Origin of the sequence: Mesorhizobium sp. CAU 1732 (assembly GCF_039888675.1) — a bacterium.
Lineage (GTDB): Bacteria > Pseudomonadota > Alphaproteobacteria > Rhizobiales > Rhizobiaceae > Aerobium.
This window is the reverse complement of record NZ_JBDQQR010000004.1, coordinates 1-26,126: the sequence shown is the minus strand read 5'-3', so window position 1 is coordinate 26,126 and position 26,126 is coordinate 1. Positions and strand designations below refer to the sequence as shown.

24 protein-coding genes and 3 pseudogenes are annotated in these 26,126 nt (G+C 60.2%); 15 read left to right on the top strand and 12 right to left on the bottom strand.

The window, feature by feature from the left end; all coding sequences use genetic code 11:
* The first annotated feature begins 27 nt into the window (after window positions 1-27).
* Window positions 28-366 (top strand): hypothetical protein, encoded by a 339-nt coding sequence (locus AAFN55_RS23885; RefSeq protein WP_347801512.1) that lies wholly within the window; start codon window positions 28-30, stop codon window positions 364-366.
* Window positions 367-382: 16 nt separating this feature from the next.
* Here the strand turns inward: AAFN55_RS23885 and AAFN55_RS23880 are convergent, their stop codons facing one another.
* The 6 genes from AAFN55_RS23880 to AAFN55_RS23855 all read right to left on the bottom strand — a co-directional run bounded on the left by AAFN55_RS23880 (window position 383) and on the right by AAFN55_RS23855 (window position 7,715).
* Window positions 383-1,423, bottom strand: a complete 1,041-nt coding sequence (locus AAFN55_RS23880; RefSeq protein WP_347801511.1) for an AI-2E family transporter — start codon at window positions 1,421-1,423, stop codon at window positions 383-385.
* A gap of 171 nt (window positions 1,424-1,594) precedes the next feature.
* Window positions 1,595-1,879, bottom strand: coding sequence for a YMGG-like glycine zipper-containing protein (locus AAFN55_RS23875; protein ID WP_347801510.1), 285 nt, complete (start codon window positions 1,877-1,879; stop codon window positions 1,595-1,597).
* A gap of 59 nt (window positions 1,880-1,938) precedes the next feature.
* Window positions 1,939-2,877, bottom strand: coding sequence for an alpha/beta hydrolase (locus AAFN55_RS23870; RefSeq protein WP_347801509.1), 939 nt, complete (start codon window positions 2,875-2,877; stop codon window positions 1,939-1,941).
* 485 nt (window positions 2,878-3,362) lie between these two features.
* On the bottom strand, window positions 3,363-4,607 hold the full coding sequence (arcA, locus tag AAFN55_RS23865; protein WP_347801508.1) for an arginine deiminase: 1,245 nt from the start codon (window positions 4,605-4,607) through the stop codon (window positions 3,363-3,365).
* 18 nt (window positions 4,608-4,625) lie between these two features.
* On the bottom strand, window positions 4,626-6,059 hold the full coding sequence (locus AAFN55_RS23860; protein ID WP_347801507.1) for a basic amino acid/polyamine antiporter: 1,434 nt from the start codon (window positions 6,057-6,059) through the stop codon (window positions 4,626-4,628).
* Between the two features lie 225 nt (window positions 6,060-6,284).
* Window positions 6,285-7,715, bottom strand: a complete 1,431-nt coding sequence (locus AAFN55_RS23855) for a basic amino acid/polyamine antiporter (RefSeq protein WP_347801506.1) — start codon at window positions 7,713-7,715, stop codon at window positions 6,285-6,287.
* 202 nt (window positions 7,716-7,917) lie between these two features.
* On the opposite strand from AAFN55_RS23855, the gene AAFN55_RS23850 reads away from it, so the two are divergent.
* The 3 genes from AAFN55_RS23850 (at window position 7,918) to AAFN55_RS23840 (ending at window position 11,556) form a co-directional block, all read left to right on the top strand.
* A complete protein-coding gene (locus AAFN55_RS23850) occupies window positions 7,918-9,108 on the top strand; it encodes a succinylglutamate desuccinylase/aspartoacylase family protein (RefSeq protein WP_347801505.1) in 1,191 nt (396 codons plus the stop codon).
* Between the two features lie 86 nt (window positions 9,109-9,194).
* On the top strand, window positions 9,195-10,637 hold the full coding sequence (locus AAFN55_RS23845) for an amidohydrolase family protein (RefSeq protein WP_347801504.1): 1,443 nt from the start codon (window positions 9,195-9,197) through the stop codon (window positions 10,635-10,637).
* 31 nt (window positions 10,638-10,668) lie between these two features.
* Window positions 10,669-11,556: an alpha/beta fold hydrolase gene (locus AAFN55_RS23840; protein ID WP_347801503.1), complete on the top strand. Its 888-nt coding sequence runs from the start codon at window positions 10,669-10,671 to the stop codon at window positions 11,554-11,556.
* 23 nt (window positions 11,557-11,579) lie between these two features.
* Here AAFN55_RS23840 and AAFN55_RS23835 read toward each other — a convergent pair whose 3' ends face one another.
* On the bottom strand, window positions 11,580-12,326 hold the full coding sequence (locus AAFN55_RS23835) for an META domain-containing protein (protein ID WP_347801502.1): 747 nt from the start codon (window positions 12,324-12,326) through the stop codon (window positions 11,580-11,582).
* A 160-nt stretch (window positions 12,327-12,486) separates the two neighbouring features.
* Here AAFN55_RS23835 and AAFN55_RS23830 point away from each other — a divergent pair, with 160 nt between their 5' ends.
* The 6 genes from AAFN55_RS23830 (at window position 12,487) to AAFN55_RS23805 (ending at window position 16,587) form a co-directional block, all read left to right on the top strand.
* Window positions 12,487-12,993: a hypothetical protein gene (locus tag AAFN55_RS23830; RefSeq protein WP_347801501.1), complete on the top strand. Its 507-nt coding sequence runs from the start codon at window positions 12,487-12,489 to the stop codon at window positions 12,991-12,993.
* Between the two features lie 420 nt (window positions 12,994-13,413).
* A complete protein-coding gene (locus AAFN55_RS23825; protein WP_347801500.1) occupies window positions 13,414-14,382 on the top strand; it encodes a glycine betaine ABC transporter substrate-binding protein in 969 nt (322 codons plus the stop codon).
* A complete protein-coding gene (locus AAFN55_RS23820; RefSeq protein ID WP_347801499.1) occupies window positions 14,367-15,077 on the top strand; it encodes a L,D-transpeptidase in 711 nt (236 codons plus the stop codon). The genes AAFN55_RS23825 and AAFN55_RS23820 overlap by 16 nt, the downstream gene beginning before the upstream one ends.
* Window positions 15,078-15,100: 23 nt before the next feature.
* Window positions 15,101-15,433, top strand: a complete 333-nt coding sequence (locus tag AAFN55_RS23815; RefSeq protein ID WP_347801498.1) for a hypothetical protein — start codon at window positions 15,101-15,103, stop codon at window positions 15,431-15,433.
* Between the two features lie 110 nt (window positions 15,434-15,543).
* Window positions 15,544-16,110, top strand: coding sequence for an HdeD family acid-resistance protein (locus AAFN55_RS23810; RefSeq protein WP_347801497.1), 567 nt, complete (start codon window positions 15,544-15,546; stop codon window positions 16,108-16,110).
* A gap of 177 nt (window positions 16,111-16,287) precedes the next feature.
* On the top strand, window positions 16,288-16,587 hold the full coding sequence (locus AAFN55_RS23805; RefSeq protein WP_347801496.1) for a hypothetical protein: 300 nt from the start codon (window positions 16,288-16,290) through the stop codon (window positions 16,585-16,587).
* Between the two features lie 608 nt (window positions 16,588-17,195).
* On the opposite strand, the pseudogene AAFN55_RS23800 reads toward AAFN55_RS23805, so the two are convergent.
* A pseudogene (locus AAFN55_RS23800) lies at window positions 17,196-17,387 on the bottom strand (hypothetical protein); the annotation flags it as partial.
* 156 nt (window positions 17,388-17,543) lie between these two features.
* On the opposite strand from AAFN55_RS23800, the gene AAFN55_RS23795 reads away from it, so the two are divergent.
* A complete protein-coding gene (locus tag AAFN55_RS23795) occupies window positions 17,544-17,966 on the top strand; it encodes a DUF983 domain-containing protein (RefSeq protein ID WP_347801495.1) in 423 nt (140 codons plus the stop codon).
* An 803-nt stretch (window positions 17,967-18,769) separates the two neighbouring features.
* On the opposite strand, the gene AAFN55_RS23790 is transcribed toward AAFN55_RS23795, so the two are convergent.
* Complete coding sequence (locus AAFN55_RS23790; RefSeq protein WP_347801494.1) at window positions 18,770-19,189, bottom strand: outer membrane beta-barrel protein; 420 nt, start codon at window positions 19,187-19,189, stop codon at window positions 18,770-18,772.
* Window positions 19,190-20,058: 869 nt separating this feature from the next.
* On the opposite strand from AAFN55_RS23790, the gene AAFN55_RS23785 reads away from it, so the two are divergent.
* The gene (locus AAFN55_RS23785; RefSeq protein ID WP_347801493.1) at window positions 20,059-20,211 is read left to right on the top strand and encodes a hypothetical protein; all 153 of its coding nucleotides are present in this window, start codon (window positions 20,059-20,061) and stop codon (window positions 20,209-20,211) included.
* A gap of 739 nt (window positions 20,212-20,950) precedes the next feature.
* Window positions 20,951-21,178: pseudogene (locus AAFN55_RS23780) on the top strand (tyrosine-type recombinase/integrase); the annotation flags it as partial.
* 339 nt (window positions 21,179-21,517) lie between these two features.
* Here the strand turns inward: AAFN55_RS23780 and AAFN55_RS23775 are convergent.
* Together AAFN55_RS23775 and AAFN55_RS23770 are read right to left on the bottom strand one after the other, a co-directional pair.
* On the bottom strand, window positions 21,518-22,600 hold the full coding sequence (locus AAFN55_RS23775; protein WP_347801845.1) for an NAD(P)-binding domain-containing protein: 1,083 nt from the start codon (window positions 22,598-22,600) through the stop codon (window positions 21,518-21,520).
* 403 nt (window positions 22,601-23,003) lie between these two features.
* The gene (locus AAFN55_RS23770; RefSeq protein WP_347801492.1) at window positions 23,004-23,936 is read right to left on the bottom strand and encodes a LysR family transcriptional regulator; all 933 of its coding nucleotides are present in this window, start codon (window positions 23,934-23,936) and stop codon (window positions 23,004-23,006) included.
* Between the two features lie 87 nt (window positions 23,937-24,023).
* Between AAFN55_RS23770 and AAFN55_RS23765 the strand changes: the two genes are divergently transcribed.
* Complete coding sequence (locus AAFN55_RS23765) at window positions 24,024-24,908, top strand: NmrA family NAD(P)-binding protein (RefSeq protein ID WP_347801491.1); 885 nt, start codon at window positions 24,024-24,026, stop codon at window positions 24,906-24,908.
* A 222-nt stretch (window positions 24,909-25,130) separates the two neighbouring features.
* Entirely contained in the window at window positions 25,131-25,784 is a 654-nt protein-coding gene (locus AAFN55_RS23760; protein WP_347801490.1) for a glutathione S-transferase family protein, read from the top strand.
* 79 nt (window positions 25,785-25,863) lie between these two features.
* Here the strand turns inward: AAFN55_RS23760 and AAFN55_RS23755 are convergent.
* Window positions 25,864-26,126, bottom strand: a pseudogene (locus AAFN55_RS23755) (alpha/beta hydrolase); the annotation flags it as partial.

Sequence of the window (26,126 nt, the reverse complement as noted above, 5' to 3'; positions counted from 1 at the left end):
CATCTTCTGCTGGGCAAGGCTAGTGAGATGAACGGCGTCGAGATCGTTCTGGTGCTTGTGATAGAATCTGTTGTAGGCGCGGCAAGCGCCGTGGCGGTCGGCAGGCTAAGCCACGCAACTGATCTGCCGCGAACAACGATCGCGATGATCGGTGCCGTTGGCGGAATAGTCTTGGCGCTGCTGGCCGCTCAGATTCCGGGGCTTGGCCACTTTGTCGGCTATGTGGGAAGCATTCTCGATGCCGCATCGTATGCCACGAGCGGCCTCACGCTCGAAATTCTGTTCGGCGCCGGGGTGGCGGGCCTGATCGGGGGCGCGGTTTTGATCGGCCTCGTCAGCTTTGCGTATCGGGCGATGCGCTCCTAGCGACCACCGCGGATCGTTAGCTTTGCTGCCCTTCAGAATACGGAGCTGGAGAACCCAGCAACGTGGCGATCCATCGGGTCGACGGCGCTTGCGCGCAATAAGTCAGGATCGCGATGGTGATCGGCACGCCTATGAAGGCGCCGAAAGCACCCCATATGAACGCCCAGAAGAATACCGAGAACAACACGATGAATGGGGTGATCGCCAGCGCATAGCCGGCGACGCGTGGCTCTATATAGCTGCCGATGATGAACTGAATGACATTGAGGCCGGCGAAAATCAGCAGGGCTGATTGCGGCGATCCGAATTGCGCAAGGGCATATATGGTGGGCAGAAGCGTCGCAATGAACGGACCGATGAAAGGTATGTAGTTCAGCGCGAACGCAATAGCGCCCCATTCGGCCGCGAATCGCAAGCCGAATGCGGTTGCCAGCGCCCATACCATTAGGCCTGTCGCCAGGCTCATCAATGACCTTACCAGCATGTAATGGCGCAATTTGGAGGCCGTGATGGCGCTTCCGTCGATTAATACGGCGGCGGCCCCTGGGCTCAGCGCCTTACGGGCGTTTCTGCCGACAGTTTCCGTGTCCAAAAGACCCAACAACACGTAGACAATCACCACGACCCAGAACGAAAACATGGTGTTCAGGCGCTGGGTGACGCTCTGGAGCGTTCGCAGGATCGAACCCGCATTGACATGCTCCGCCCACAGCCCTCCAATTTCGATGCCATGACCTTCGAGCCAAGCGGCAACCTGACTGTAGAGCAACTGAAAGCGACCGATGTCCGCCACCGTCGAACGGATGACGCGGCCGAAGCCCCAACTCGTAATTGATGCGAATGCCAGGAAAGCGAAGGCTATGATAAAAACCGTGATGGCCAATGCGGCCAGTTTCGGGAGAAACCGTTGAAGGCCACATTGCAGAGGCCAGGCAATCGCTATGATGAAAAAAGCGCTGGCGACAGGTGCGATCACCGCCGCAGCGGATTGAAGCACCCACACAAGGGCGACGAATGCCATGATCCAGAGAGGTACGAGAACCTTTGGTGACGCCATCGACAATCTTTCCGAACCGGAAGCACACCCCACAGCCTCAACAACTGAAGATTCGCAATCACGCTTGATCGCACAGGTTGTGATTGCCGGATGGATACCTAACAACCTTCTTTTTAACTGGCGAAGTGCCGGGTCGGGACATCTGCTCTCGCCGGCACTTCAGCTTGTCTGTCAGCAGCGGACCATGACCGGCCGCCCTCTGTTGTCACGGACCGGGTTTCCCCAGCGGTCGCGTGCCGCGCATTCACGTTGGGCAGTCGCGGCGCCGACAACGGCGCCAGTCCCCCCACCGACTGCCGCCCCGACAAGCGCGCCACGGCTACCTCCCGCGAGGCCGCCGATGACCGCACCCGTGCCTGCTCCAATCGCGGCCGTGCCGGCCACGCGCTGTTCGGTCGAGGTGCATCCGGCAACGAGTAGGGTGCACGCGCCAGCAGCGAGGACAAATTTGCGCATCTTGTTATCTCCAAAGTGCAAAAGCGTAAGATATTGTATTCTTAGAGAGTTTTTATGATTTAGAGAGTTATTGCAATCGGCGGAGCGTCCAAAAACTGTGCCGCAGGTCCCATGTAAACCATTGTCATTGCCGATTGGGGCAGGAAAAATTCCTCGCACAGCCTCTCGGCCTGCTTCCAACGATCGTGGTCCGGCGAAGTCTGAACCGCAGACGAGCGGCACGAAAAATACCGCGACAACGGAGAACCAGATTGTGAGCGGCAGTCCAAGCTTCCAGTAGTCACCGAATATGTATCCCCGGGGCCCATCACGAGCATGTTGCATGTCGTCGCGATTGGCGTCAGGAACGCCGCAGCACCCGCGATGCAGAGACTCTTCAGCACAGGGTGAGGGGAGATATCCATACTCTCGGCGGCCTTCATTCCTATGGGTATGACAAGCAAGGTCGTCGTCGTGTTGCTCATGATCCCCGCCGACCCCATGGCGTCGAGCGCCATCCCGGCATCTGCGGCGGCCCAGTCATCGAATACCTGGCCATGGAGAAGGCGATCGCCGATCAGCCGAACGGCGGCCGGACTGTTGGCATAAAGCGCATGATCGATACGGTCGCCTGAGCTTAAGGCGCTGAGATCCAGGACAGTTACGTCTGACAAGCCTACAAGCTGACGCCGATACTCCTCCCGTGACAAGGCGATCGCACCCAGCCGGGTACCACCGCGTGCGATCAAACGGGACAATCGAAGGGCCCTGTCGTTTTGTGAAACGAACAATGTGATCCGCGGGCGTTTTAACCCCATCGAGCAGGCGCCCACGCGACGGCCAGGAGAATAGGATTGGCACGGCGTTGGCATCGACAGTTGCGCGAACCGGAACACAGCCCTGTCGAAGGGCGTGTTATATCCGTGCACGAAGACGAAGGCCTGCCGCTTTCCCGGCTTGCTCGTCTGAAACGCTTTGAAGACATCGGCCCGAGAAACCGGACTAACGGAATTGACCACGAAACTCGTAGCCGGGTCGGCGGAGAGCGTGCGCGGAAGCTGGAGCGTGCCGACCTCCGTGTCGCGAGAGATCGACACGAGGATGCGGCTGTAAGAGGCGTCAGCGCCCCGTTCCCCTTCCGAAGAGGAGACGCGGATTCTCGTCCGGGCCGCGCGTCGTCGCAACGAGCATGACCACCTTGTCGGCGCCCGGCAGGAGGCACGGGCCGCAGGAGACCGGACGAGGCCGACGCGCAAGCCGCCAGGCCAGCCGCCAGGATCGGCCAAACATCTTAGTGAGCATATCATTCGACCTGCCACCCCCGATGGCAGCGCGCGAAAAAGCCTTCGCGCAGCCCTCCAAACCGGTCACGTCCAACTGACGAGGCAGGGATCCCCCTGCCGTTTGAAAGACGAGACGAACCGATCGGGTTTCCGATCCGCGCATGTGCGGGTGCGGTCATGCGACAACGATTGAGCCGGGCGGCGGCGCTCGCCGGACAGGATCAGTAGTCGACTGCATCGCGGATGATCGGGCAGGTCATGCAGTGGCCGCCGCCACGGCCGCGCCCGAGTTCCGCTCCGGTGATCGTGATGACTTCAATGCCTTCCTTGCGCAGCAGCGTGTTGGTGTAAGTGTTGCGGTCGTAGGCGAAGACAACGCCTGGCGAGGCGCAGACGAGATTGGCGCCACTGTCCCACTGGGTTCGCTCGCGCATGTAGTCGTTGCCGCCTGTCTCGACCACGCGCATCTTCTTGAGGCCAAGCGCATCGCGTACAGTCTCGATGAAGGTACCCTTGTCCTGATGCAGTTCGACGCCGCCATTGCCGTCCGGGCGGTAGGAGAAGGCATCAATGCCATTGACGATATCGGGATAGAGCAGCACGCAGTCGCGATCGGCGAAGGTGAAGACGGTGTCGAGGTGCATCGCGGCGCGCAATTTGGGCATCGCCGCGACGATTACGCGTTCGGCCGCGCCCTTCTCGAACAGGGCCGCCGCGACCTGGCTGATGGCCTGGCGCGACGTCCGTTCGCTCATGCCGATAAGCACGTTGCCCTTGCCGATCGGCATGACGTCGCCGCCTTCGAACGTGGCGAGCCCCCAGTCCTCAGTCGGGTCGCCCCACCAGACATTGACCTTGCCGGCGAAGTCGGGGTGGAATTTGTAGATCGCTGTGGTGAGGATCGTCTCTTCGTGCCGGGCCGGCCAGTAGAGCGAGTTGAGCGTCACGCCGCCATAGATCCAGCAGGTGGTGTCTCGAGTGTAGAGCGTGTTCGGCAGCGGCGGCAGCAAATACTCGTTGACGCCCGCCGCGTCGCGGATCAGCGCTAACTGTTCGCCCCCAATAGCCTCGGGAAACTCGTAGGTCGAGAGACCCCCGATCAACGTTTCGGCCAGTTCGCGGTTGGAAAGTCCCTCGAGATAGGAGCGGACCTCGTCGAGCAGATCGAGCCCGATCTGGTTCGGCACGATTTGATTGTCCAGAATCCACTTCCTGGCCTCAGGAAGCGCAACGGTTTCAGCCAGCAGGTTGTGCATTTCAACCACCTCGACGCCGCGATCACGCATCTTGGTCATGAAGTCGAAATGGTCGCGCCTCGCGTTGTCGACCCACAGCACGTCGTCGAACAAGAGGGCGTCACAATTGCTCGGGGTTAGTCGCTGGTGGGCTCTGCCGGGCGCACACACCATGACTTTGCGCAACTGGCCAACCTCGGAATGAACGCCGAACGGGATGTCTTGTGTCATGACGTCTTTGCCTTTCGTTTAAGGTGTGATGAGGCCAGTCACCAGGCCGTAAAAACCGATCAGTCCGGCGATAACAGTGACCGCGAAGACAACGAGCTCGGGCATCGTAAACAATTGCAATTTCTGCTCCCGCCGCGCCCAGACGTAGAGGATCGTTCCTGGAACGAAGAGAACGGCGACAAGCAGGACGTATTTGAGCCCGGCGGCGAAGAACATGAAGATCGTGTAGATGGCCGCTATCCACGCAAAAACCTGATCGCGGCCGCGTTCCCCCGGTGTGGTCTCGTAGCCGACCCCGCTCCGGGCCAGCAGGATTCCATAGCCGGCGACAAGCAGATACGGCAGCAGCGCCGTGACGCTCGTCATATCGAGCATGAAGTTGAAGGCGTCGCGAGACCAATAGGTCGAGATGATAAACAGCGACACGACGATGTTCGTCAGCCACAAGGCGTTAGCCGGGACCTTGTTTCCATTCTGCGCCGCGAATAATCTCGGCATGTCCTCCGACTTCGCCGCTGCGAAAAGAACTTCGGCACAAATCAGCGACCAGGCGAGATAGGCGCCCAGCACCGAGACGAGCACACCGATGGAGATGAAAACAGCGCCCCAGTGCCCGGCAACGGCTTCCAACACCGTGGCGAGCGAGGGCTGTTGGACGGCGGCGATCGCCGATTGCGGAAGGGCCGCGTAGGGTAGCAATGTGACCGCCACCATCAGGCCGGTGACGCCGACAAAACCCAGGATCGTCGCTTTGCCGACGTCGGAGCGCTCCTTGGCGAAGCGCGAATAGACGCTCGCGCCTTCGATGCCGAGGAATACGAACACGGTGATCAGCATGGTGTCACGCACCTGCGCGAACAGCGTCTTTGGCGGCATATCAGCACCACCGAAGAAATTCTCGCCGAACTGGCTGGCATTGAAGTAGAAGAACAGCACAAGGATGAAGACAAGGATCGGAACAATCTTGGCGATGGTGACGATCGTATTGATGAACGTTGCCTGTTCGACACCGCGCAGAATCAGGAAGTGGAAGGCCCAGATGCCGATCAGCGACACGACGATTGCAATGGCGCTGCTGCCATCCCCGAAAATGCCAGGAAAGAAGCGGCCCAGGGTCGATCCGATCAGAACCCAGTAGAAGACGTTGCCCAGACAGCTCCCGAGCCAGTATCCAAAGGCCGAAAGGAACCCCATGTAGTTGCCGAAGCCGGCCTTGGCATAGGCGAAGACGCCGGAGTCGATGTCGGGCCGCTTCTGTGCGAGCGCCTGAAAGACGCGCGCCAGCATATACATGCCGGTTCCGGCTATGGCCCACGCGATGATCGCGCCGAAAGGACCGGTGGCGGCGCCGAACCGGCCGGGAAGGTTGAAGATTCCCGCGCCTACCATCGAGCCCACGACCATGCTGGTAAGAGCGAACAGCGACAGTTTCTGGGTAGTTTTCGATGCCATGTTCCCTCCGCCTTTCGACGCTATTTCCTGAATAAAATTATGGTCTTGAGCAATCGTCTCGGAGATTACTATAACGCTGATTGCGAGATGCAGTGACCGGTACAGAATCCCATGACTGTGCAATCCGTTCAAATGTCGCGGGCACGGCTCGGGCTATCGGCCGTTCGGGGGAGAAACAAAACGCGACGCGCAATTCTCCCCAGGGTGTAGGAAGGATATTGCGGCTCAGATGCTGAGGCTGCCGTAGACGATGCCCAAGATCGCGGCACCTGCGCCGATCGCGGCGATCGCGAACAGCGCCATCTCCGGGAAGGTGAAAACAGTCTTGTTCTGTTCGCGGCGCGCGATGAAATAGAGGATCGTGCCTGGTCCATATATGGCGGCCGAAAGAAGCAGATGCTTCGCGCCAGCCGCGTAGATCAGACCGGCGGTATAGATCAGAGCGATGCCAGCCCGGATGAATTCTCCACGTCGATTCCGGATATCGTCGGCATATGTTTCCCCAGACCATGCCAGCTTGAACGCGTAGGCCGCCACGAGTAGATACGGCACAAGGATCATCGAGCTGGTCAGCTCCAGCGCGAGCGTGAAAGCGTATTGCGCGAACGGTGTGACTATCAGAAAGGCCTGGACGACGATGTTGGTGAGCCAGAGGGCATTCGCTGGTACGCCGTTGCGGTTCTCCTTTGACAGGAACCGTGGCATGGTTTCGGATTTGGACGCCGAGTAGAGAATCTCGGCCGCGAGCAGAACCCAGGACAAATACGCGCCTGCCACCGAAATGATCAGGCCGGCGGCGACGAACAGGGCACCCCAGGGACCGACGACCGCCTCCAGTACCCCCGCCATCGACGGGTTTCTGAGATCTGCCAGGTCGGCGCGGGCGAGAACGCCATACGACAGCAGAGTAATCGCCACCATCAGCCCTAGGACGCCTATAAAGCCGACAATGGTGGCTATGCCGATATCAGCTCGGTTTCGGGCATAGCGCGAATAGACGCTGGCGCCTTCGATGCCGACGAACACGAACACGGTCACCAGCATGGTGGCGCGCACCTGGCTGGCGATGGCGCTAAAGGTGGCTTCCTGGCCTCCCCAAAAGCTCTCTGCAAACAGGTCGGCCTCGAATCCGATGGCCACGAACACGATGAACAGCAGGATTGGGATGATCTTCGCGACGGTGACGATGGTGTTGACGATAGCCGCTTCCCTGATGCCGCGCAGGATAATGAAATGCATGGACCAGAGCAGGATCGAGGAGGTCGCCACTGCGGGTATCGTGTTGCCGTCACCGAAGACTGGAAAGAACAAGCCGAGTGTAGACTTGATAAGCAGGAAATACGAAACGTTGCCCAACAAGGCTGCAGACCAATAGCCCAGAGCCGAGAGGAAGCCGGGATAGTCGCCGAAGCCAGCTTTGGCATAGGCATAGATGCCGGCGTCGAGATCCGGCCGACGACGCGACAACGATTGGAAAACGAAGGCGAGCATCAACATGCCCACGCCGGCGATTGACCACGCGATGATCGCGCCGAAGGGGCCCGTAGCTCGTCCAAACGCTTGCGGGAGTGAAAAGATACCGGCACCGACCATGGAACCTACGACCATCGCCATCAAGGTCCAGACCGAAAAACTCGCTTGAACGGTGGTTCTCATCGATATTCTCATCAGAAATCAGCAGCTCGATTACTCCTGGTTTATCGGGTGCTTCGCACCTTTGGGATTGGCCACTAATCCCATTGCTATTCGTTCCGTCCCAATATCCGGGGCGCCATGGCTTCTCTGTTGCTGCCGGGAGGATTTGCTGCTTTTTGCTCTCTGACGTGGTGGCAGATCTAGCTGACGATGGGGTCCAGTGATGACGGCAATAAATGAGACAGGGCTCGATCGCCGGAGCTTCATGATCGCATCGGCATCGACTGCGGGTGCCGCGGTCGCGCTCCTCGGCGGATCAGCCAACGCACAGACAACATCGTCAGGTTCGGCAGACGCCGGAGGGAACGAGACGGTCTACACAGGCGACATCATTGACGGCAAGCAGGTCATCAGCGCGCTGGACGTATCGGATCTGGAGCCGGGAAAGACGCACAGCTTCTATTTCCGTGGCGTGCAGATGCCGGGCGGCCAGCACTGGTATGTGTCCGTCATGGTCGCCAAGGGGGCAGCTCCCGGCAAGAGGCTGGGACTGATCAGCGGCGTGCACGGCGACGAGATGAGTTCCATTCGCACCCTGCAAATGGTCATGAAGGCGCTCGATCCTGCTTCCATGTCCGGGACGGTTGTCGCGGTTTTCGACCTGTCGCGTCCGGCGATAGAGAGCATGGGCCGCAGGTGGGCCAATTCGGGCCGCGGCATCGATCTCATCGACATTAACCGAGCCTTCCCCGGCAATGAGAACGCTCCAGACGCGCCGACGCGGCATGCCGGCCTCGTCTTCAACAGGCTCCTGCGGCCTAACCTCGACTATGCATTGGATTTCCACACCGCTGCCACCGGCATGGACGCGACGGCCTTCCATCTGGCGCGGATGGATTTGCCCGAAGTGCGGGCGATGGCGGAGCTCTTTCCGATCGACCAGATTTTCGACAATCCGGCCTATCCCGGCCTGCTCGCCAACGCGCTCATCGATGCCGGCATCCCCGCCCTGACGCCTGAGATCGGCAATCCACGCATCTTCGACTATGAGATGATCGACCGGTTCGTCGAAGGCACGATGAATGTCCTCAAGCACCATGGCATCATTCCTGGCCCGATAGGCCGAACCGGAAAGGATACGGAGGTCTTCGTCGCCGACGGTTTGTTTCCGATCATCGCCACCCAGGGCGGTTTTGTCGAACTCGTGGTCGAGCTCAACGAGAAGGTCACCGCAGGCCAGAAGGTTGCCGTCCAGACGAACACGTTCGGGGAAGTCGTCGCCGAATATACCGCCGATCGTGCCGGCGAGGTCGGAGCCAGGCGGACGGACGCGACGGCGGAGCCGGGAACGCCGATCGTATTCATCCTCTTCGACAGCGCAGATCCGGTCGGTGGTGATGTTCTGGTTGAGTGAGCGACCGGCCGCCTTGTTGCGACGGCCGGACAAGCCGGATCAGTCTCTGGATCGTCCCGCAGCCCATTTAAAGGAAAAGGTGAACCATGTTACGGCTTGGCGCAAAATACGGTCATCTTGTTCATGGCAACGGCTGCGGCTGTTCTAACCCCGATTTTCTGAAGGCTGCTCGCCGTCTGGACAACCTGTCGAGGCGTGGTTTTCTGTCCGGTATCGGAGCGGCCGCTATCACAGGCGCCCTGGTCAAACCTTCGTCCGCACAAACCACCCCCCGGCCATCAAAGATCCTGTTTCGCGAGGCACGACTTTTCGACGGCAAGTCCGGCGGACTGAAGGACGGCGCACAGATCCTGGTCGAGGACAACAGGATTGCCGACATTGACCTGACCAATGCGCCCGCGCCCGCCGACGCCACCGTCATCTCATGCGGCAATGGCGTCGTCATGCCTGGCCTGATCGACATGCACTGGCACACCATCTTCGCTGCGGTCCCGATCAACGTTCTGGTGAGCGGTGACCCCGGCATCATCTATGCCATGTCCACAGCCGAGGCTGAACGGACGCTGATGAGGGGCTTTACCACTATCCGCGACCTCGGCGGGCCGGTTTTCTCGTTCAAACAGGCTATCGACACCGGAATAATCGACGGTCCCCGCATCTATCCGTCAGGCGCGATGATCACGACATCCGGAGGGCACGCCGACCTACGTTTGCCGGGCGACATTCCGCGCGACGGCGGAAGGCTCAGCGATGGCGAATTGCTGGGCGGGTCCGCGATCGTGGACGGAATCGACGAGTTGAAGTTGCGGGTTCGCGAGCAACTGCTTCAAGGCGCGTCGCAGATAAAGCTTGTCGGCGGCGGCGGCGTATCGTCGCCGCGCAGCCCCTTGGACATGGTGGCGTTCAGCGAGGATGATCTGCGGGCAGGCGTTGAGGTCGCGCAGGATTGGAACACCTACGTTGCGGTGCACGCCTATTCCTCGCGCGCCGTGCAGCGCGCTTTGCATGCCGGCGTAGCCTGCATAGAGCATGCCCATCTCATCGACGAGGAAACCGCCGTGCTTATGGCGGAACGGGGCGCATGGCTCAGCACACAACCCTTCCTGACGATGGAGGATGCCGGTTCGCAAACCGGACCGGGCGTCGAGCGCGCCCAGCAGATATTCGTCGGGACGCCGCGGCTGTACGACCTTGCCCGCAAGCACGGGGTCAAGACAGCCTGGGGATCCGACGTGCTTTTCTCACAGGAACTGGCGCTACGCCAGAATGTCATGCTCACGCATCTGGCGAACTGGTATAGCAATGCCGAGGCTCTCCAGATGGCGACTTCGGGCAATGCCGAGTTGCTGGCTCTTTCCAACCTCCGCAATCCTTATCCGGGCAAGCTGGGCGTAATCGAGGCGGGAGCGTTTGCCGACCTTCTTGTCGTCGGCGGCAACCCGCTCGACGATATCGGCTTGCTGGAGGATCCGCAGAACAACTTCGTAGTGATCATGAAGGATGGGCGGCTGCACAAGAACACTCTGTGAAGGCGCCACGGAAACCCGTGTTTCAGTTCGCATGGCCTTCCACGCCCGGCTTTGCGGAAGCTGCAAAGTCATTTCCCGTGGCGGGTGGCGGGAGCTGTCGCCGGCTTCGATGCGCCAGGCGATTCCCGCAGCCGTGATGTGGCGTAAGTTTCGCTGGGCGGTCTCCGGCATGGCGGCGGTCATGTTTGCGACGCAGTTCTTGATGGAGCCCGCCTGGGCACAGGTTAGTCAACCGGGGGGCGGTCAATGTGTCGTGCTCCTGCACGGACTGGCTCGTGGCAGCGGCTCGTTCTGGCTCATAGAGAAGACGTTGACGGGGCGAGGCTTCGAGGTCGTCAACGTCTCATATCCTTCGACAACAGCCAGTATCGCGAATCTCGCCGACTATGTGGGCGGCGCGATCGAGGACTGCGGGCCGCGCAAGGTGCATTTCGTGACGCACTCGATGGGTGGAATTCTGTTGCGGTACTGGTTAGCTCGCGACAGACCGGGGCAGATGGGCAGGGTGGTGATGCTCGCTCCACCCAACGGAGGTTCCGAGATCGTCGATGTGTTTGGCGATCTGCCGCCTTTCAGGTGGATCAACGGACCGGCCGGACTGGAACTCGGCACCGAAGCGGACGCGATGCCGAAAACGCTGCCGGGGCCAGACTATCCGCTCGGGATCATCGCCGGCGACATCTCCGTCAACCCGGTATTTAACTCGATCCTGTCCGGCCCCAATGACGGAAAGGTCACGGTTCAATCGACTAGGCTTGAGGGTGCGGATGATCACATCGTGCTGCATGCGACCCATACATTCATTATGAATAACCCGGTCGCGGTCGTGGAGACTTTCAACTTCCTCGAAACGGGGGCATTCGACCATGGGTTGACGGTGTTGTCGGCGGGTAAGCTCTTGGCGGCGATGCTGCGTTGACGAGCGGGACCGCAGCTTGGCGGTCAAGGGCTGGCTACTAATCGGCGGATGCTCACAAGTGTCCGGCTGTCGTCGCCAAGCAGGTGGACACGCTCCGCAGCAACGACCTCGAAGCGACGAACCGCTTGCAACGCGACAAGCAAGCTTCGTTCCTGCTCCATCAACGGTTGATCACACATCATCATAGAGGCGCCTGTTTCCGAGATCGTCAGTCCCTCGCCGGTGAGGGTGAACTTTCCGAGGAACCTGTTGCAGGATGTGTTGCCGTTAATGTTTCCGTCCGGATCGAAGACCAGCGACGGCTCGGATTCCGTGACGATCGTCGATCCGTTGATCTCCTCGATACTCCAGCCGCCATGAAGGAGAAACGCCGGCTCGCCGGCGCAGCCCGACAGCGACCGGGTGCCGAGAACCATCGCAGCGGCCTTCGGGTGGGGCATCCCGGTCATGGTGTCCGCGCATATCTTGTCTTCTATCGTGAGCGAGAAAGGTTGCCCGTCGACCGTCGCCGAATAGATGGTTATGCCGCGCGATGGCGTTGTAGCCTGTGGCACCGGCTCGATCTTAAAGTTCTCGCCGTTCAACTCACGAAACGTGATCGCTGTCTCTGAGATCTCGACATGCCAAGCCGGTTCGTTGCCGCGAGCGGTCAACGTTGCGGCCTCGGTCTCGTCGATGGTCGCCAGACCTGCAAGCGACAAAGAAACAGCAACCCCGGCCGCCCGATGAAAGTTGACCAGCCAAGCGAACCGGCCTGCGAAATTCACCATTGCGGTCCCGTCTCCAGTGATCGTTTTCGGACTTTGGCCCGACACCGTCGGGATAATGCATAGGGCGGTTATTCGGCCGATAATCTACAGCGAGTTTGATAAAGCACAGGTCGATCGAGCAAAAATAAACCGGTGTCCATGTCTCGGGACGCGTGGCACATTGATAAGTTCGGCATGGACGCAATATTCTTCCCACATCTCCTCGCTGATTCTGACCGGTGCAATACGCCTCCTTCGTTCCAACGGAATCTATCGAGGTTGGTTCAAGGTCGAAATATCAGAGCGCTACGGAGAAGACGTATTTCTGCGTTTCATCTACGCTAATGCGCCAGTTTGGAGGATCATCGTGCTGAGAAAACTATCGATCGCGGCAATCACCACCCTGATGCTCACAAGTTTCGGTCATTCCGCATCTGGCGTGTCTATCGGCGCGGGCAACCCCTATCCCGTCAGCAATTACGTGTGCAAGGACGGCACGCGTCTGGCAGTGCAACTCCTCGGCGATCGCGCGTCGGTATCTGTCAACGACGCGATCGCAGTCGAACTATCCTCCATGGGGGCAGAAGGAACGACCTTTTCAAACGGTCGTCTGACGCTGACTATTGTACAGGGGCGACTATCGTGGGGCGTTGGCAGAGCCGTGCCGACCGCATGCACCGGCGGTTGAGCGAGAGCGCTTGCTTCTATCGCTTTTGAGGTGTTGGAAAGCTCTCGGCACAGCCGCGCAGTATGGCTCCCTCGTTCTATCCGGTGCAATAGCACGCCTTCTGCTACATTGCTCCGCGGGTCGCGGCAATGCGCTCGCCCGGGGTTTTGCCCTCGGCGAGCTGTCCCTCTTGTGGAGACGTCGATCTTTCCCGGTACCCTCGACCATACTACCCCGCCAGCGTTCCGGAGCAGTTGTTGCAGACGAGGGTCAAGCGACGGACTGACGATGCCGCAGAGAGGTTCACGCTCAGGAATTTCGGACGCACTGCCAATATGCGGGACTGTAGGTCAATGACTTTGCTTGCCGCACAACTAAACTCGGGGGAGGAAAGATAAATTCCTGATTCAATTGAGTGCTTGTAGCGTGGGGAGCTTGCTGATGGGACATATCTTGCGGTTGCTTTGTCCAGTCGCATTCGCTGTGTCCCTGTCTCCGTTCACTGATACTGGTGCACAAGCTGCTGATCTTGTCATAGCCATGCCCAACTGGTCGTCGGGGCGGGCAACCGCGCACATACTGAAAGTGGCAATCGACAAGGAATTCGGGGTTGCGGCCGATGCGGTTGAGATGGGCACCCTGATCGCGTTCGCGGGGCTGGATTCTGGCAAGGTCGACATTCATCCCGAGGTTTGGCTGCCGAACCTCGACAATCTCGTGACGCGCTACGTGACGGATGCCGGAACGGTCGCGATCAGCCCGATGGGCGTTCCGGCATGGCAGGGCATCTGTGCAACCCGTGTTGCTGCCGACACATACGGCATCAAGGATATATCCGATCTCAACGATCCGCAGAAAACGGCGGCTCTGGATACGGACGGCGACGGCCGCGGCGAGATGTGGATCGGCGCGCAGACATGGTCGTCGACCGGCATCGAACGGGTTCGCGCCAACAGCTACGGATATTCAAAGGACCTCATGCTGCTTGAAATGCCCGAAGACGTAGGCATGGCGGCGGTGGATGCCGCGCAGGCAACTGACCAGCCGCTGGTTTTCGCGTGCTATGCGCCACATGCCGTGTTCGAGCTGCATGATATCGTCAGGCTGACAGAGCCGCTATACGATCCCGCCAAATGGAACATCGTGCTGCCGTCCGACGATCCGGCGTGGCTGTCGAAGTCGAGCGCGCCGGTGGGTTGGGATTCAGCCAACTACCATATCGCCTATGCCACATCGCTGCGCGCAAGGCATCCGAGGATAGCCGCATTTCTGGAACGGGTTACCTTCGAGCCGGATGAAGCGATCGCGATGAGTTACGCCCTTCAGGTAGAGAGGCGAGGCCCGCAGGAATTTGCCGAAGAATGGGTGGCGCGGAACGCGGAGCGGGTAGAAGCATGGGCAAAGCCGTGAGCGGTGATCTGACCGCGTTATCTCGGGAACGCCGACACAGGACTACCCGCAGCGCGCTGGCCTTCACGCTGGCCTTGGGGTTCTATCTGCTGCCCGGACAGGCGGCTGCGCAGACGCAGGTCTACGACCCAAAAACACGCAGTTGGATCGAGTACGATCGTACCAGGGCATACCAGTATTATCGTCAGCACCAGCAAGTCCCTGAGCCGTTCCGGCGGCAAATCGTGACGTTCAGGACGGCAGAGGATCCGGGCACGATCATCATCGACGGGAACCAGCACTTCCTCTACCTCGTCCAGCCGGGGCAGCAAGCCATACGATACGGCATCGGTGTCGGCAGGGAGGGGTTCGGCTGGGCCGGGATCGTCCGTGTCGGCCGCACCGCCGAATGGCCGCGATGGACGCCGCCGGCAGAGATGGTGGCCCGCGATCCCAATGCAAGAAAGTGGGCCGGCGGCCAGCCCGGCGGGCCGGACAATCCGCTCGGCGCGCGCGCCCTCTACCTCTACGAAGGCGATCAGGACACGATCTACCGCATTCACGGAACGCCGGAGCCATGGACGATGGGGCTGAGCGTCTCTTCCGGTTGCATCCGCATGGTCAACGACGACGTCATCGACCTGCATTCCCGCGTCAAGGTCGGCGCCAAGGTCATCGTCCTGATGCAGGGCGCGGCGCTCTACAGGGGCCTTTAGCTGTGATGGAGAAGAGGCAACAGATGAACATGCGAAAACGCCGTGGTTGCCGCTTCGGGAGATGGGCTGTTGGTGCAGGCGTGCTATCCCTCGCCACGGTGCTGGGCGCGTGCAGCACCAGCACTCCAGCGCCGGACCATATGGCGCGAACGGCAGCGGACACTGCGCCCGCGGATATTCAACTGCTTTGCGCCACCGCCGCGGCGGGTGGTGGCGGTGGAAATGTGCTGCCCGTGACATCCCGCAGGATCGACGCGACAACCTACCAGGTGGACCTCAACGTCGCGGGTTCTACGAGGACCTGCATTATCGACGCCGGGGGCAACGTCCTGTCGATGCAGCAAGGAACCGGGTGAACACCAGGCGCCGAGGACGTCGAGTTGTAGCGGCTCCAAAACCGGCGAGGTCGCTTTCCAGGCAGAATGAAAATGACCAGCAACAAGAAAGATCGGACGGCGGTGATAACATGACACAGGTGTCGGAAACTTCGGAGAGTATGGGACATGCGGGTAAGAGATCACTGTGGTTTGTCGTGCTCGGCGTGGTCGTGCTCGGCGCGGGGCTCTTTGCGTCGGCGAATCTGCTGACTGCAACTTTCGCCAGCGTGCTGATGGTCGGCGCGATGATGATCGTGGGTGGCATCGGCGAGATCGTGCATGCTTTCGGCGTCAGGACCTGGGGCGGCTTTGCCCTGTGGCTGCTGACAGGCATCCTTTATGCTGCCGCAGGCGTCCTTACTTTCTACAATCCGATGTTTGCAACGGCAATTCTCACACTCATGATAGCAGTGAGTCTCATCGCTGCGGGCGCGGTGCGTATATTTGCTGGCTTAACGCAGCGCGGGTCGAGCGGCTGGGGCTGGATCGTCGCCGGCGGCGTGGTGACGCTTGTAGTAGGCCTGGTCATTATGCTGCGCTGGCCGATCAACAGCTTGTGGGTGCTTGGCATTTTCCTCGCCGTCGACCTCATGATGCAGGGGCTGTCCTACATCACATACGGGATCGGTTTCAGGCGAGGCACAGCTCAGGGGTAAACCGGGGCCGCTACCCCTAGGAATGGAGTCAAGACATTCCACAACGGCGGGTACGATCCACGGAATGGATGTGCCTATCGTACAAATTGATTTGGCGGAACCGAAATCCGTGTCCTCGGCCATGGAGCTTTTGCGCGCCGATGGCCGTGCATCGACGTCCTGGTCAACAACGGTGCGATGTGGCTGGAGGCCTCGGACCAGGATCATTCCAACGAGCAGGTGATGTCGGTCATCAACGCGGCCGTCACCGGAACCTTCCTGCTCACGCAAGGCGTCCTCCCGATCCTCAGGCAATCAGCTCGTCCTGATATTGTGACGATCGATGGTATCAGCGGCCTGCCCAACTCCGCGCTTCAATCCGCTTCAGTACCCTCTATGCCGCGAAGCGCGCAAGCAGCGCTCGCTGAGGGTCTTTCACACAGGCTGGCTGGCACTCAAGTCCGCTCGATCGAAACATCACGGTATACCCGCACGTGACGCACCAAAGGTGACGCCGCGCGCCGTAACATAAGAGTTGACGCCGACCATTTGTGACGCTGTAGCCTCAGTTTTGACCCTGAGGCGACACATGGCACGCATTGGATATGCACGCGTTCGCACGACCGGCCGGCACCTTGACGGTCGACTTTCACGGCTCATGGCCAAAGGCTGCGAAATCGTTCGGACAGAAGACGGCATAGGGCTCCTTCTTGCGCTGATCTGCTTCGTCGTTTTTGGCGGGTGGTGGAGACAATGATCGGCTTCGGAACAGAACAAATGCCGCAGCGATGCCGGCCGCGACAAAGATCATGAGGGCACCGACGCCCGGTGGGGATCATCGAGGCATCGCCCATTTCGGTCTACGCATCTTTGGAATGCCGCGCCAATGCTGGCCCTGCACCGCTTGCCTGTTGGGTTGATGGATGTTCCTGACCGTCAGTAGGCTTGTTCACGCCCTCTGAGTGTCTGGTTTTTTCTTCGTCATCATCGACAGGCTCGCTATTCCCAATGCCGCGCGGTGGTTTGTTGGCCCCAGCATCCTGCGAGAAGTCGGGGTGCCCGGCAAACTCTGTATCGCGGGGCGCTGATTTCGCCTGCTCTTCGTTTCGTGTCGCCAGCGCGTCGCTGACATTCTTGCGATCGGGGTTTTGCAGGGTCTCGCCGTCAGCGCCTGGATCAGTCACCGGATCATCGGTGGCTGGTAGGTATCCGCGGGGTCGGCTCTCTTCCGGCCCTTCCCATCTGGGCGATTGATCGGTTGTTCCTGGCTTGCCGTCTTCCGGGGTTTTCGATTCCATGCTTGTGTCCTCGGTTGCTATGACCCCTTACCTGCACCGGCCTCGAATGTTCCCGCCCAAGGGGACAAGAGTTCAGCAACCAAATGGTCGCACGATGAAATGCCACATTGGAACGTGCCGATGCAGTCGCCATTCTCACTTTGAAGGAGAACGGCTATGCAGGACCAAGTTCATGTGCCGACCGACAACCCGATGTTGACGGGCATTCAGGGGCGCTGCCCCCAGTGTCAACAGGGCCATTTATTTGATGGATTTCTAAAGCTCGCGCCTCGGTGCGAGGTATGCGGCTTGGACTACTCGTTTGCAGATCCTGCCGATGGACCGGCATTCTTCGCAATGACCATCGCAGCTGTCCCCGCACTCGCCTTTGGCGCCTGGTTCCAGACAAGTTTCGGACTGCCCTTGTGGGTCCATGTCATCACGACCGTGCCGCTGACGATACTGTGCTGCATGGCGTTGCTGCGCCCTCTCAAGGGGTGGCTTGTCTGTTCTCAATATTTTCACAAGGCGGAAGAAGGATCGATCGATAGGGAGTGGCACGCAAACAAAGTCGCGTCTCGCAGGGCATCCGAAGATTGAGGCAGCGGCTGATCTGCCTACGCGCGCCTCAGCGACAGAGACCTGCGAACGTGGACCCCATCTGAAAGTTCCAATTACGCCGGTGTTGCACGAGAAGGCTGGTACCCAAGGGCTCTAAATGGGCACCGGCGATGGCGTCGAAGTCCAGGGATTCGCCGTGACAGCGCCGCCTGAACGTCAGACTGAGGTTGGAGGTTCCGCCGCGCGCAGCAATAAGGCCGGCGCCATGGCATGGAGGGAACGCCGACCTTACTGTTGCGGACTTACGAAAGGAACGCCGCGACAGCCTCGATCAAACAGGCGCTTCGGCAAAATGTTCCGTGATGTCGAGCGGGGGTAGTCGGCCAAAGAACGCCGGTCGCAGCAGTTCCCGGCTGTCAGTGTCAACCGGGGCGGGCCTGATAGCGGCATCATCCAACAGTTCGCAGACCCTCTGTACGTCGGTTGTGAATGAGCATTTCGATCCTTCAACCGCGAGAACGGTCGGCGACGTCTGGATGCTAACCGGTCAATGCAAAGAGACCTGGGCGCCCGAGGGAAGGGCCGGTCAGCCGCGGGCCCTTCTTCAAATGTCGCCGTGTGGCGTGTGGGCTCTGGTCCGACGATCATCGACCTCCGCTCCCATCATCCCACACAAAAAATTATCGCGGCACGGTCGGACGCCTTGACGGCCGAAGCCATCATCACTGAAGCGTCGCTAATCGATTGGTCCGCCGCGGTCTATGTGGGGTGGCTCTTGTAACCTTGGAGTGCAAGACCGGGATTGCGCCCGGCCTTGAGATCCGAGTTTTGGCTCAGAGGTATTAGAAGCGGAAGTTCAAAGCGGCCTTGACCGTGTGGAAGCGCACATCTTCGCTCACATACGCGCCGGCACCTGCGAGTTCGTCGGCGAACACATCCTTGCCCCCGAGATCTGTGTAAGCATATTCGGTGCCGACTGAGATCATTTCGGTCACTGCGAATTCAACGCCCGCGCCCACGGTCCACCCGCTGCGCGAAGTGCTGGACGAAATCGAGTCCGTAGCACCGGTGAACTCGTCGGTCAGCGAAAGCGTCTGCTCGGTCTTTCCGTACGCCCAACCACCGTGAGCATAGATCAGAGCGCGGTCGAAGGCATAGCCTGCACGTGCGCGGACGGTGCCGAGGTAGTCAAGCTGGGACTCAGCCGACACAGTTCCAACGCCGGCGATGCCTGCGGAGATGGAGTTATCGATACCGGTCATGGCGATGTCCGCGACGGCGCCAAACACCCAGGAACCGAACTGCCATCAGGGCGCGCGCGTTGGTCTCAGCCATCGAGCATGGTGGGACGGTGTCGGGTTCGAGGTGTTCCGCAGACGCATCTGCCCCGTGACGACGCGGCGTTGGTCCCGGGATAGCGAGTGGGAGCGGCATTCGATCCCGAGCTTCACAACCGGCCTGGAACTTCTGGTAGGCCGCAAGGTCTACCAACGCACCACTCCGATGCCGAGGGTGGCCACATCCGGACCGGCGCAGTATCCGGTCGATCCTGAATACCTCTCCAATTTAATCGAGCGCCATCTGAACTGGACGGTGCGGGTCTACTTCCCGCCTTTGAGGTTCGAAATCACCGGGACGTCGCTGGAACCATATTCTCGATCGCACTCTCGAAGAAACAGATTCGTCCCAACAAGGTGACCTCGTGGCGGCTGAAGTTTAGCTGATATCGAAAGGTCGAACCATCCGAATGCAACCCGTCCGCCACTATCGAGATGGAGAGTCCGTCTTCTGTCGCCGTGATGTCATCTCGATCTAACATCTCCGAAAAAATCTGCCTGCATTTGCCTGGCCGCTTGGCCGGTATTACCGTCACGTTCATGCTGCACCTCGCCTCTGAATGTGGGCTAAACAGTAACCATCTGGAAGCGCTGGTTCATCATTCAAGTGGATGATGCGGACGACTTTATGTTTGCAGGAACTGGGAAAATGATTGCCCGCTGCTGAAAGGTAGCGGGTTCTTTTTTTGCGTTGACACGTGCAAATCGTGAATCAAAGCACTTAAGCATGTATGACTGCAGGGGCCTACATGCCTATACACTCCAGAGCCACAGGCGTCTTGGACGACGCTGATATGGCTATGCTCGAACAGGTGCTTGCAGCACTTGCATCCGACACGGACACGCCCCACGACGTGGGAGATCGTGCCGCCGTACTTATCTCCCTCTTCCAGAACGGCGTAAGGGAACCGGCCGAATTGCTCCGCAGGATGAAGCCCGGCCGCTGATGCCTGGTTATAGCTTAGGAACATTTCCTCACGCGGCGCGGTTCCTCGCGACGACTAAGGAGTCGAACATGCCGAGATACCATCGCGACGAACTGGCCAAACTGGACGACATTGAAGTTCTGCTGGTAACGGCACGCGACCTTGTGCTTCGCTTCAGAGAGCAGGACGTCCATGAGGTTACTCGCGGTATTCAGATAGCACTCACGGATCTACGAGGCGCCAGGTCGGCCCTCACCGACAGGTGGCGTCTCCCCGATCAGAGTTGACGCTGGCTTCGGCTGGCGAGGCTTTTTGCTTTTAGGAGCTCGGCCTTTCACGTGTGCGGGCCTTGTTGAGGGACAGGCGGCTTCATCAAGTGCATGTGCGCCACGACGCCCTCCGCGACCTCATCCGGCGGTTTTTCGTGCGTTCGGGATCGTTGTTGCCGTGGCAACATGGTTACGCGGTAAGGTTGCACGTTTTGTGCATTACTACATGCACTAGGATCGGTGCGTATGGTCGCAACGTTATGGGCCTTGGTAGCTGCGTAGAGAGCCGACGTTCACAGTCGAGACATCAACACGCGCACCTCTCTTCGCATGATCGAGATGTACTATTCCGCCCGACGACTTCGCGAAGCAGCTTGAGGGGCTTCGAATAGCTGCTTTGCGCGCCCCTAGCACGAACCCGCTTCGCGGGAGCGGCGCCGGAGCCTGAGATGGCTTAGTATAGACAGCCTTTGAACGGAGCGTGGTCGACGGAAGCGGCGCGACTGCTCGAAGCCGCACCGGGCCTCAAGTACAAGGCCGCGCTCGGCGTTGCTTATGGCGCAGGCCTGCGTGTGTCCGAGGTCGCGCCCCTCAAGGTCGATGACGTCGACTCTACCCACATGCTGCTCCGTGTCGAGCAGGGCAAGGACCGAAAGGACCGCAACGCAATGCTCTCGCCGCAGCTCCTGGAACTGCTGCGGCTGTGGTGGCGCGAAGGCATCCGCAACCGAAGCGTAACGGTTGGCTTTCGTCTCCTTCAGGCAAACGATGAACGTCCGCTTTCTGACACCTCGACCTAAAGTAGCTTGGCCGAAGCGTGTCCGCTTTGAGGGAGCCGCTGCGTTTCCGCAAATGGCGGAGATGGGGTCAAACCTACCGCGCAGCTCAGGCGCGACCGATTAGATCGCCACGAGCGGCAAGATCGGGGTGGCTTCCTGCCTGACCGATTCTGGGCGCCGAAGTTGGGAAAGCGGCCATTCAGGTCGCCGACGCACTCCAACCGCAACGCGCCCTCATCTCGGCCATACAGCGCGACGACAGCATTGGAAATGGACGGGCTACGAAGGCAGCTTCAGTAATGTGGCCAGTTCGCGAGCCGCTGCTGCACCCGCACGGTTTGCCCCGATCGTCGATGAGGACGGGCCGTAACCGACCAGGTGGATGCGAGGGTCCTTTTCAACCTGCGTCGCCAGACGTCCAGTCATGATGATACCGCCGCCTTCTTCCCGAAACTGCAATGGAGCAAGGTGATCGAGCGAGCTGCGGAACCCCGTACACCATAGAATGACGTCGGCCGCGACCTCGCTCCCGTCTTCCCATCGCACACCGCTCTCCGTGATCTTTGTGAACATCGGACGTCTGTTCAGGACGCCGCGCCGGCGCATCTCTTCGATGGTCGGCGTTATGGGAATACCTGTAACCGATACGACCGACGTCGGAGGAAGGCCCTGCCTGACACGCTCTTCAACCAAGGCAACGGCTGCGCGTCCCACTTCCGGCGTAAACGGACCTTTGTGGAACTCAGGCTCGCGGCGGGTGACCCATGTCGTGGTCGTGACTCGGGAAGTCTCGTCGAGAAGTTGGAGGGCAGAAATGCCGGCACCGACCACCACCACATGCTTGCCCCTGAACTCCTCAGCGGTTCGGTAGTCCCTCGTGTGAAGCTGCCTTCCGGCGAACCTGTTCTTTCCGGGAATGTCGGGGATGTAGGGCGTTGTCCAGGTTCCGGTCGCGTTAATGATTCCCCGCACGGAAAAGAGGCCCGCATCGGTCTCGACACGCAGCCGCTCTCCCCGGTCGCAGACGACCTTGACCTTCACCGGGCGATGGATGCGCAGGTCAAAGGCTTTCTCATAGGCCTGGTAATATTGCGGCACCGCAACCGAGGCTTGGACTTGCTCAGAGGGGGCAACTTCGATGACTTCCTCCAGCTTGAGACCGGGAAGATCGTGAACCCGGTTGACGGTCGCCAGCGTCAGCGAGGGCCAGCGAAACTGCCAAGCGCCACCCGGGCCCGCCGCCTGGTCGAAAACCACAAAATCCAGGTCCGGTTCGAGACCGATCCGACGGAGATGATATGCCGAAGAGAGCCCCGCCTGGCCGGCACCGATGACGGCAATGTCGACTTTGACCGCCACCATGGCGTGACGGGGAGCGTCCGTTGACAAGGAGCAATCCTTAAATTGGCCGGATACGTTGTGACAAGCCAATCGTTGGCAGATGTTGTAGGGGCGTCATACGGCCTTAACCTGCATGACACATCGCTTTCAGCCAACTTTATCCGCATTGGCCATGGCAGCCTAGACTGTAGCTCGATCAATGGCCTGTTTCCGGTCAGCTGCGTCGTCAGGTACGGCCGCAACGGGGTCGCAAGCCGTCGTCGCTGCGCTCAAGATATATCGGCTGTAGCGTAGAATCGGCGGCTTACTATCTCACCCGATGGGGGGTGCGGTGATCGGACGATACAGAGAACTATGTTTACGCTGTAGCCCTCTTAAATGGCATCTTAGAACGAGTGCTATCTGGCAATGCGTCCGACTTGCGCTAATCGCCACTTGGGACTTTTCGCTCCACCTGAGCGGCAGCATGGACGATCGCGTCGCGCAGCCAGACATGGCGCGGCGAGGCCTGATGACGGGCGTGCCAGAGCATGCTGAGCGTAAAACGGCCCGGATCGGCCGGCGGCGTTCGCATGACGAAGCGGTTCACCCCGGCAGCCATGCGAGCCAGGCTCTCCGGCAGGGTCATCACGAGGTCGGATTGCGCCGCGATCTCGACCGCCGCGAGGAAGTTCGGCACCGTCACCTTCACGCGCCTTTTGTGCCGGGTCATGGCGAGAACGTCGTCGACCGGGGTCGATCCAACGCCGGTGACACTGATCGCGATATGATCGAGTTCGAGGAAACGCCCCAGCGTCAATGCATCATCGGCCGCCGGATGTCCCGCCCGCAGAAGCGTCACATATCCGTCGTCGAACAGTCCGCGACGCTGTATTCCTGCCGGGGCATCGTCGATGACGCCGATCACCGCTTCGAGCGTGCCTTCTTCCAGGTCACCGATAATCGCCGGCCCCGGCGCGACGATGTCGAGATTCAGTCCGGGGGCTTCTCGGCCGATATGGGCAAGCAGAGGGGGACCGATGACGGCGGCATAAAGGTCCGGCGTCGACAGGCGCAGGCGTCCTGTCGCGGTGGCCGGATCGAAGGCCGGAGCGTCCAGCATGTTGCCGATGCCCGCCAATGCCCGGCGCAGAACCGGTACGATCTGCTCGGCACGTTCGCTCAACAGATAGCCGCCCGGTCCGTCGACCAGCAGCGCGTCGTCGAACAGCGATCGCAAACGCGCAAGCGCACGGCTGACGGCCGGCTGGCTCATGCCGAGACGAACGGCAGCGCGCGTGACGCTGCACTCTTCGAGAAGCGCGTCTAGCACGGTGAGAAGATTAAGATCGACAGCACGTAAATTCACCTGGCGCATACTGAATATATAACACATGCATTTCAAGCATAGAATGGCCTCGCTTATCTTTCGACCGCGATCATCACAACGAGAGGAGATAGGATCATGGATGTCATATTCGGAGCGAATGGACGCGCCGGTGGCGAAACCGCAAAGGCTTTGCTGGAAGGCGGCAGGCGCGTGCGTGTGGTGCTGCGCCGCGCCGAGCATGCCGAGGCGTGGCGGGCACGCGGTGCCGACGTTGCCATCGCCGATATGGAAGACGCAGACACCGTTGCGGCTGCGCTGGAGGGCGCATCGGGCGCGTTCCTCATCAACCCGCCGCCGATCTCGGGCGATCCCTATCGCAGCACCGAGATGATCGGCACGGCGCTTGCTCAGGGCGCACGGCATGCCGGTCTGCGCAAGGCCATCGTCCTTTCCTCCGTCGGCGCGCAACACGCATCGGGAACGGGCGTCATCTCCACGCTGCACCGCATGGAGACCTTGCTTGCCGATGCAGCCCCTGCGATCGCCTTTCTGCGTCCCGGCTATTATGTCGAGACCTGGAGCGAGGTGGCCGATGCGGCGTTGGGCGAAGGCGTCCTTCCGACTTTCATCTATCCCGACCTCAAGATTCCGATGGTCAGCACTATCGATGTCGGCCGCACGGCGGCAGCGCTTCTGGGCGAGGAGTGGATCGGCAAACGGGTGATCGAACTGGGCGGGCCGGACGACTGGAGCGCGCGCGAGGTTGCAGACGCGTTCGCCACGGTGCTCGGCCGCCCGGTCATGCCGGCCTTCATTCCCGGCCCGGAGCGTGCCAACGTCTATGCCGAAGCCGGCGTTCCAGCCCAAGTCGCCGAGGCGCTCTTGGGCATGTATGACGGCCTTGCCAGCGGGCGCATCGCCCGCGAGGGCACCGCCGAGTACAGGCGCGGCACGACCTCGCTGGAAACGGGCGTCGCACGTATTGTCGAAAACGTCCAGGCAAGCCAGAATCGACAATGATTGACACGCGTGTGGCCCAATCTGGCGGGCGGCCGTTCTGGCTGCCTGCCGCAATCCGTCTCCAGGCCGTTGGGCTCCGGCCAATCTGCTGACGGGGCCGAGCCTCTCGGCCAGCAGCCGCCGGAAACTCTTCGGCACCGTGTCGGCTTCTTCCGGCACCGTTCGTCATAACTGCGACGGCCAAGCTAAATGGGCCCATCACCACCAACCCGGAGTCCTCGAATGCGCCCCGCCATCACCGCCTTTGAAAGCTCTCCCGATCAAGGCCGGGGACTCGCGCGCGACATGCGGGTTCGTTGGGCACTGGAAGAAGTGGGCCAGGCCTACGATGTTCGCCTTGTATCGTTCTCCGCGATGAAGGAGCCCGCGCATCGCAGGCTTCATCCTTTCGGACAGATCCCGACTTATGAGGAGGGCGATCTCGCCCTGTTCGAGTCCGGCGCGATCATCCTGCATATCGCCGAGCACCATGTCGGCCTGCTGCCGGACGATGCGAATGCCCGGATGCGCGCGATCGCATGGATGTTCGCCGCGCTCAACACCGTGGAACCGCCGATCGTCGAGCGGGAACAGGTATCTTATCTCGAGCGCGACAAGACCTGGTACGAGGCGCGCCTGCCGCTCCTGGACAATCGGGTCCGCAACCGGCTGGACGATCTTTCGATCCGGCTGGGCGACGGCGAATGGCTCGACAACGGATTCAGTGCCGGTGACCTCATGATGGTGATGGTACTGCGCAGGCTGGAAGGAAAGGGCATACTAGAGGACTATCCAAACCTGTCGACCTATATGGCCCGTGGCCAAGCACGGCCCGCCTACAAGCGAGCCTTCGATGATCAATTGGCGGTTTTCGCCAGCAAGCCAACCGGTGCCTGAGAATTCGCTACGAGCAAACGGCGAAAACGGGGTGAGAAGGCGACGGTCGGCTTCGCTCAGAAATTTATGAGAAGCGGACCTAGGATACTTCTTCCTCGCGTGTCACATCGGCGATGAAATTGCGCATCATGCGTGCGCATTCCTCGTGATGTGTCTCCAGCAGCAGATGAGTGCCGTCGAAGACATGCATGTCGATCCGCTCGAGATTCCGAGCATATGCGTCAACCTCCGCGATATCGTAATAGGGGTCGTGACGTCCCCAAAGCAGCAGCGCGCGAGGCTGATGGTCGCGATGGTACGCTTTGCAGGCTGGGAAGCTGGCTGCGTGAGAGCTGTAATCGG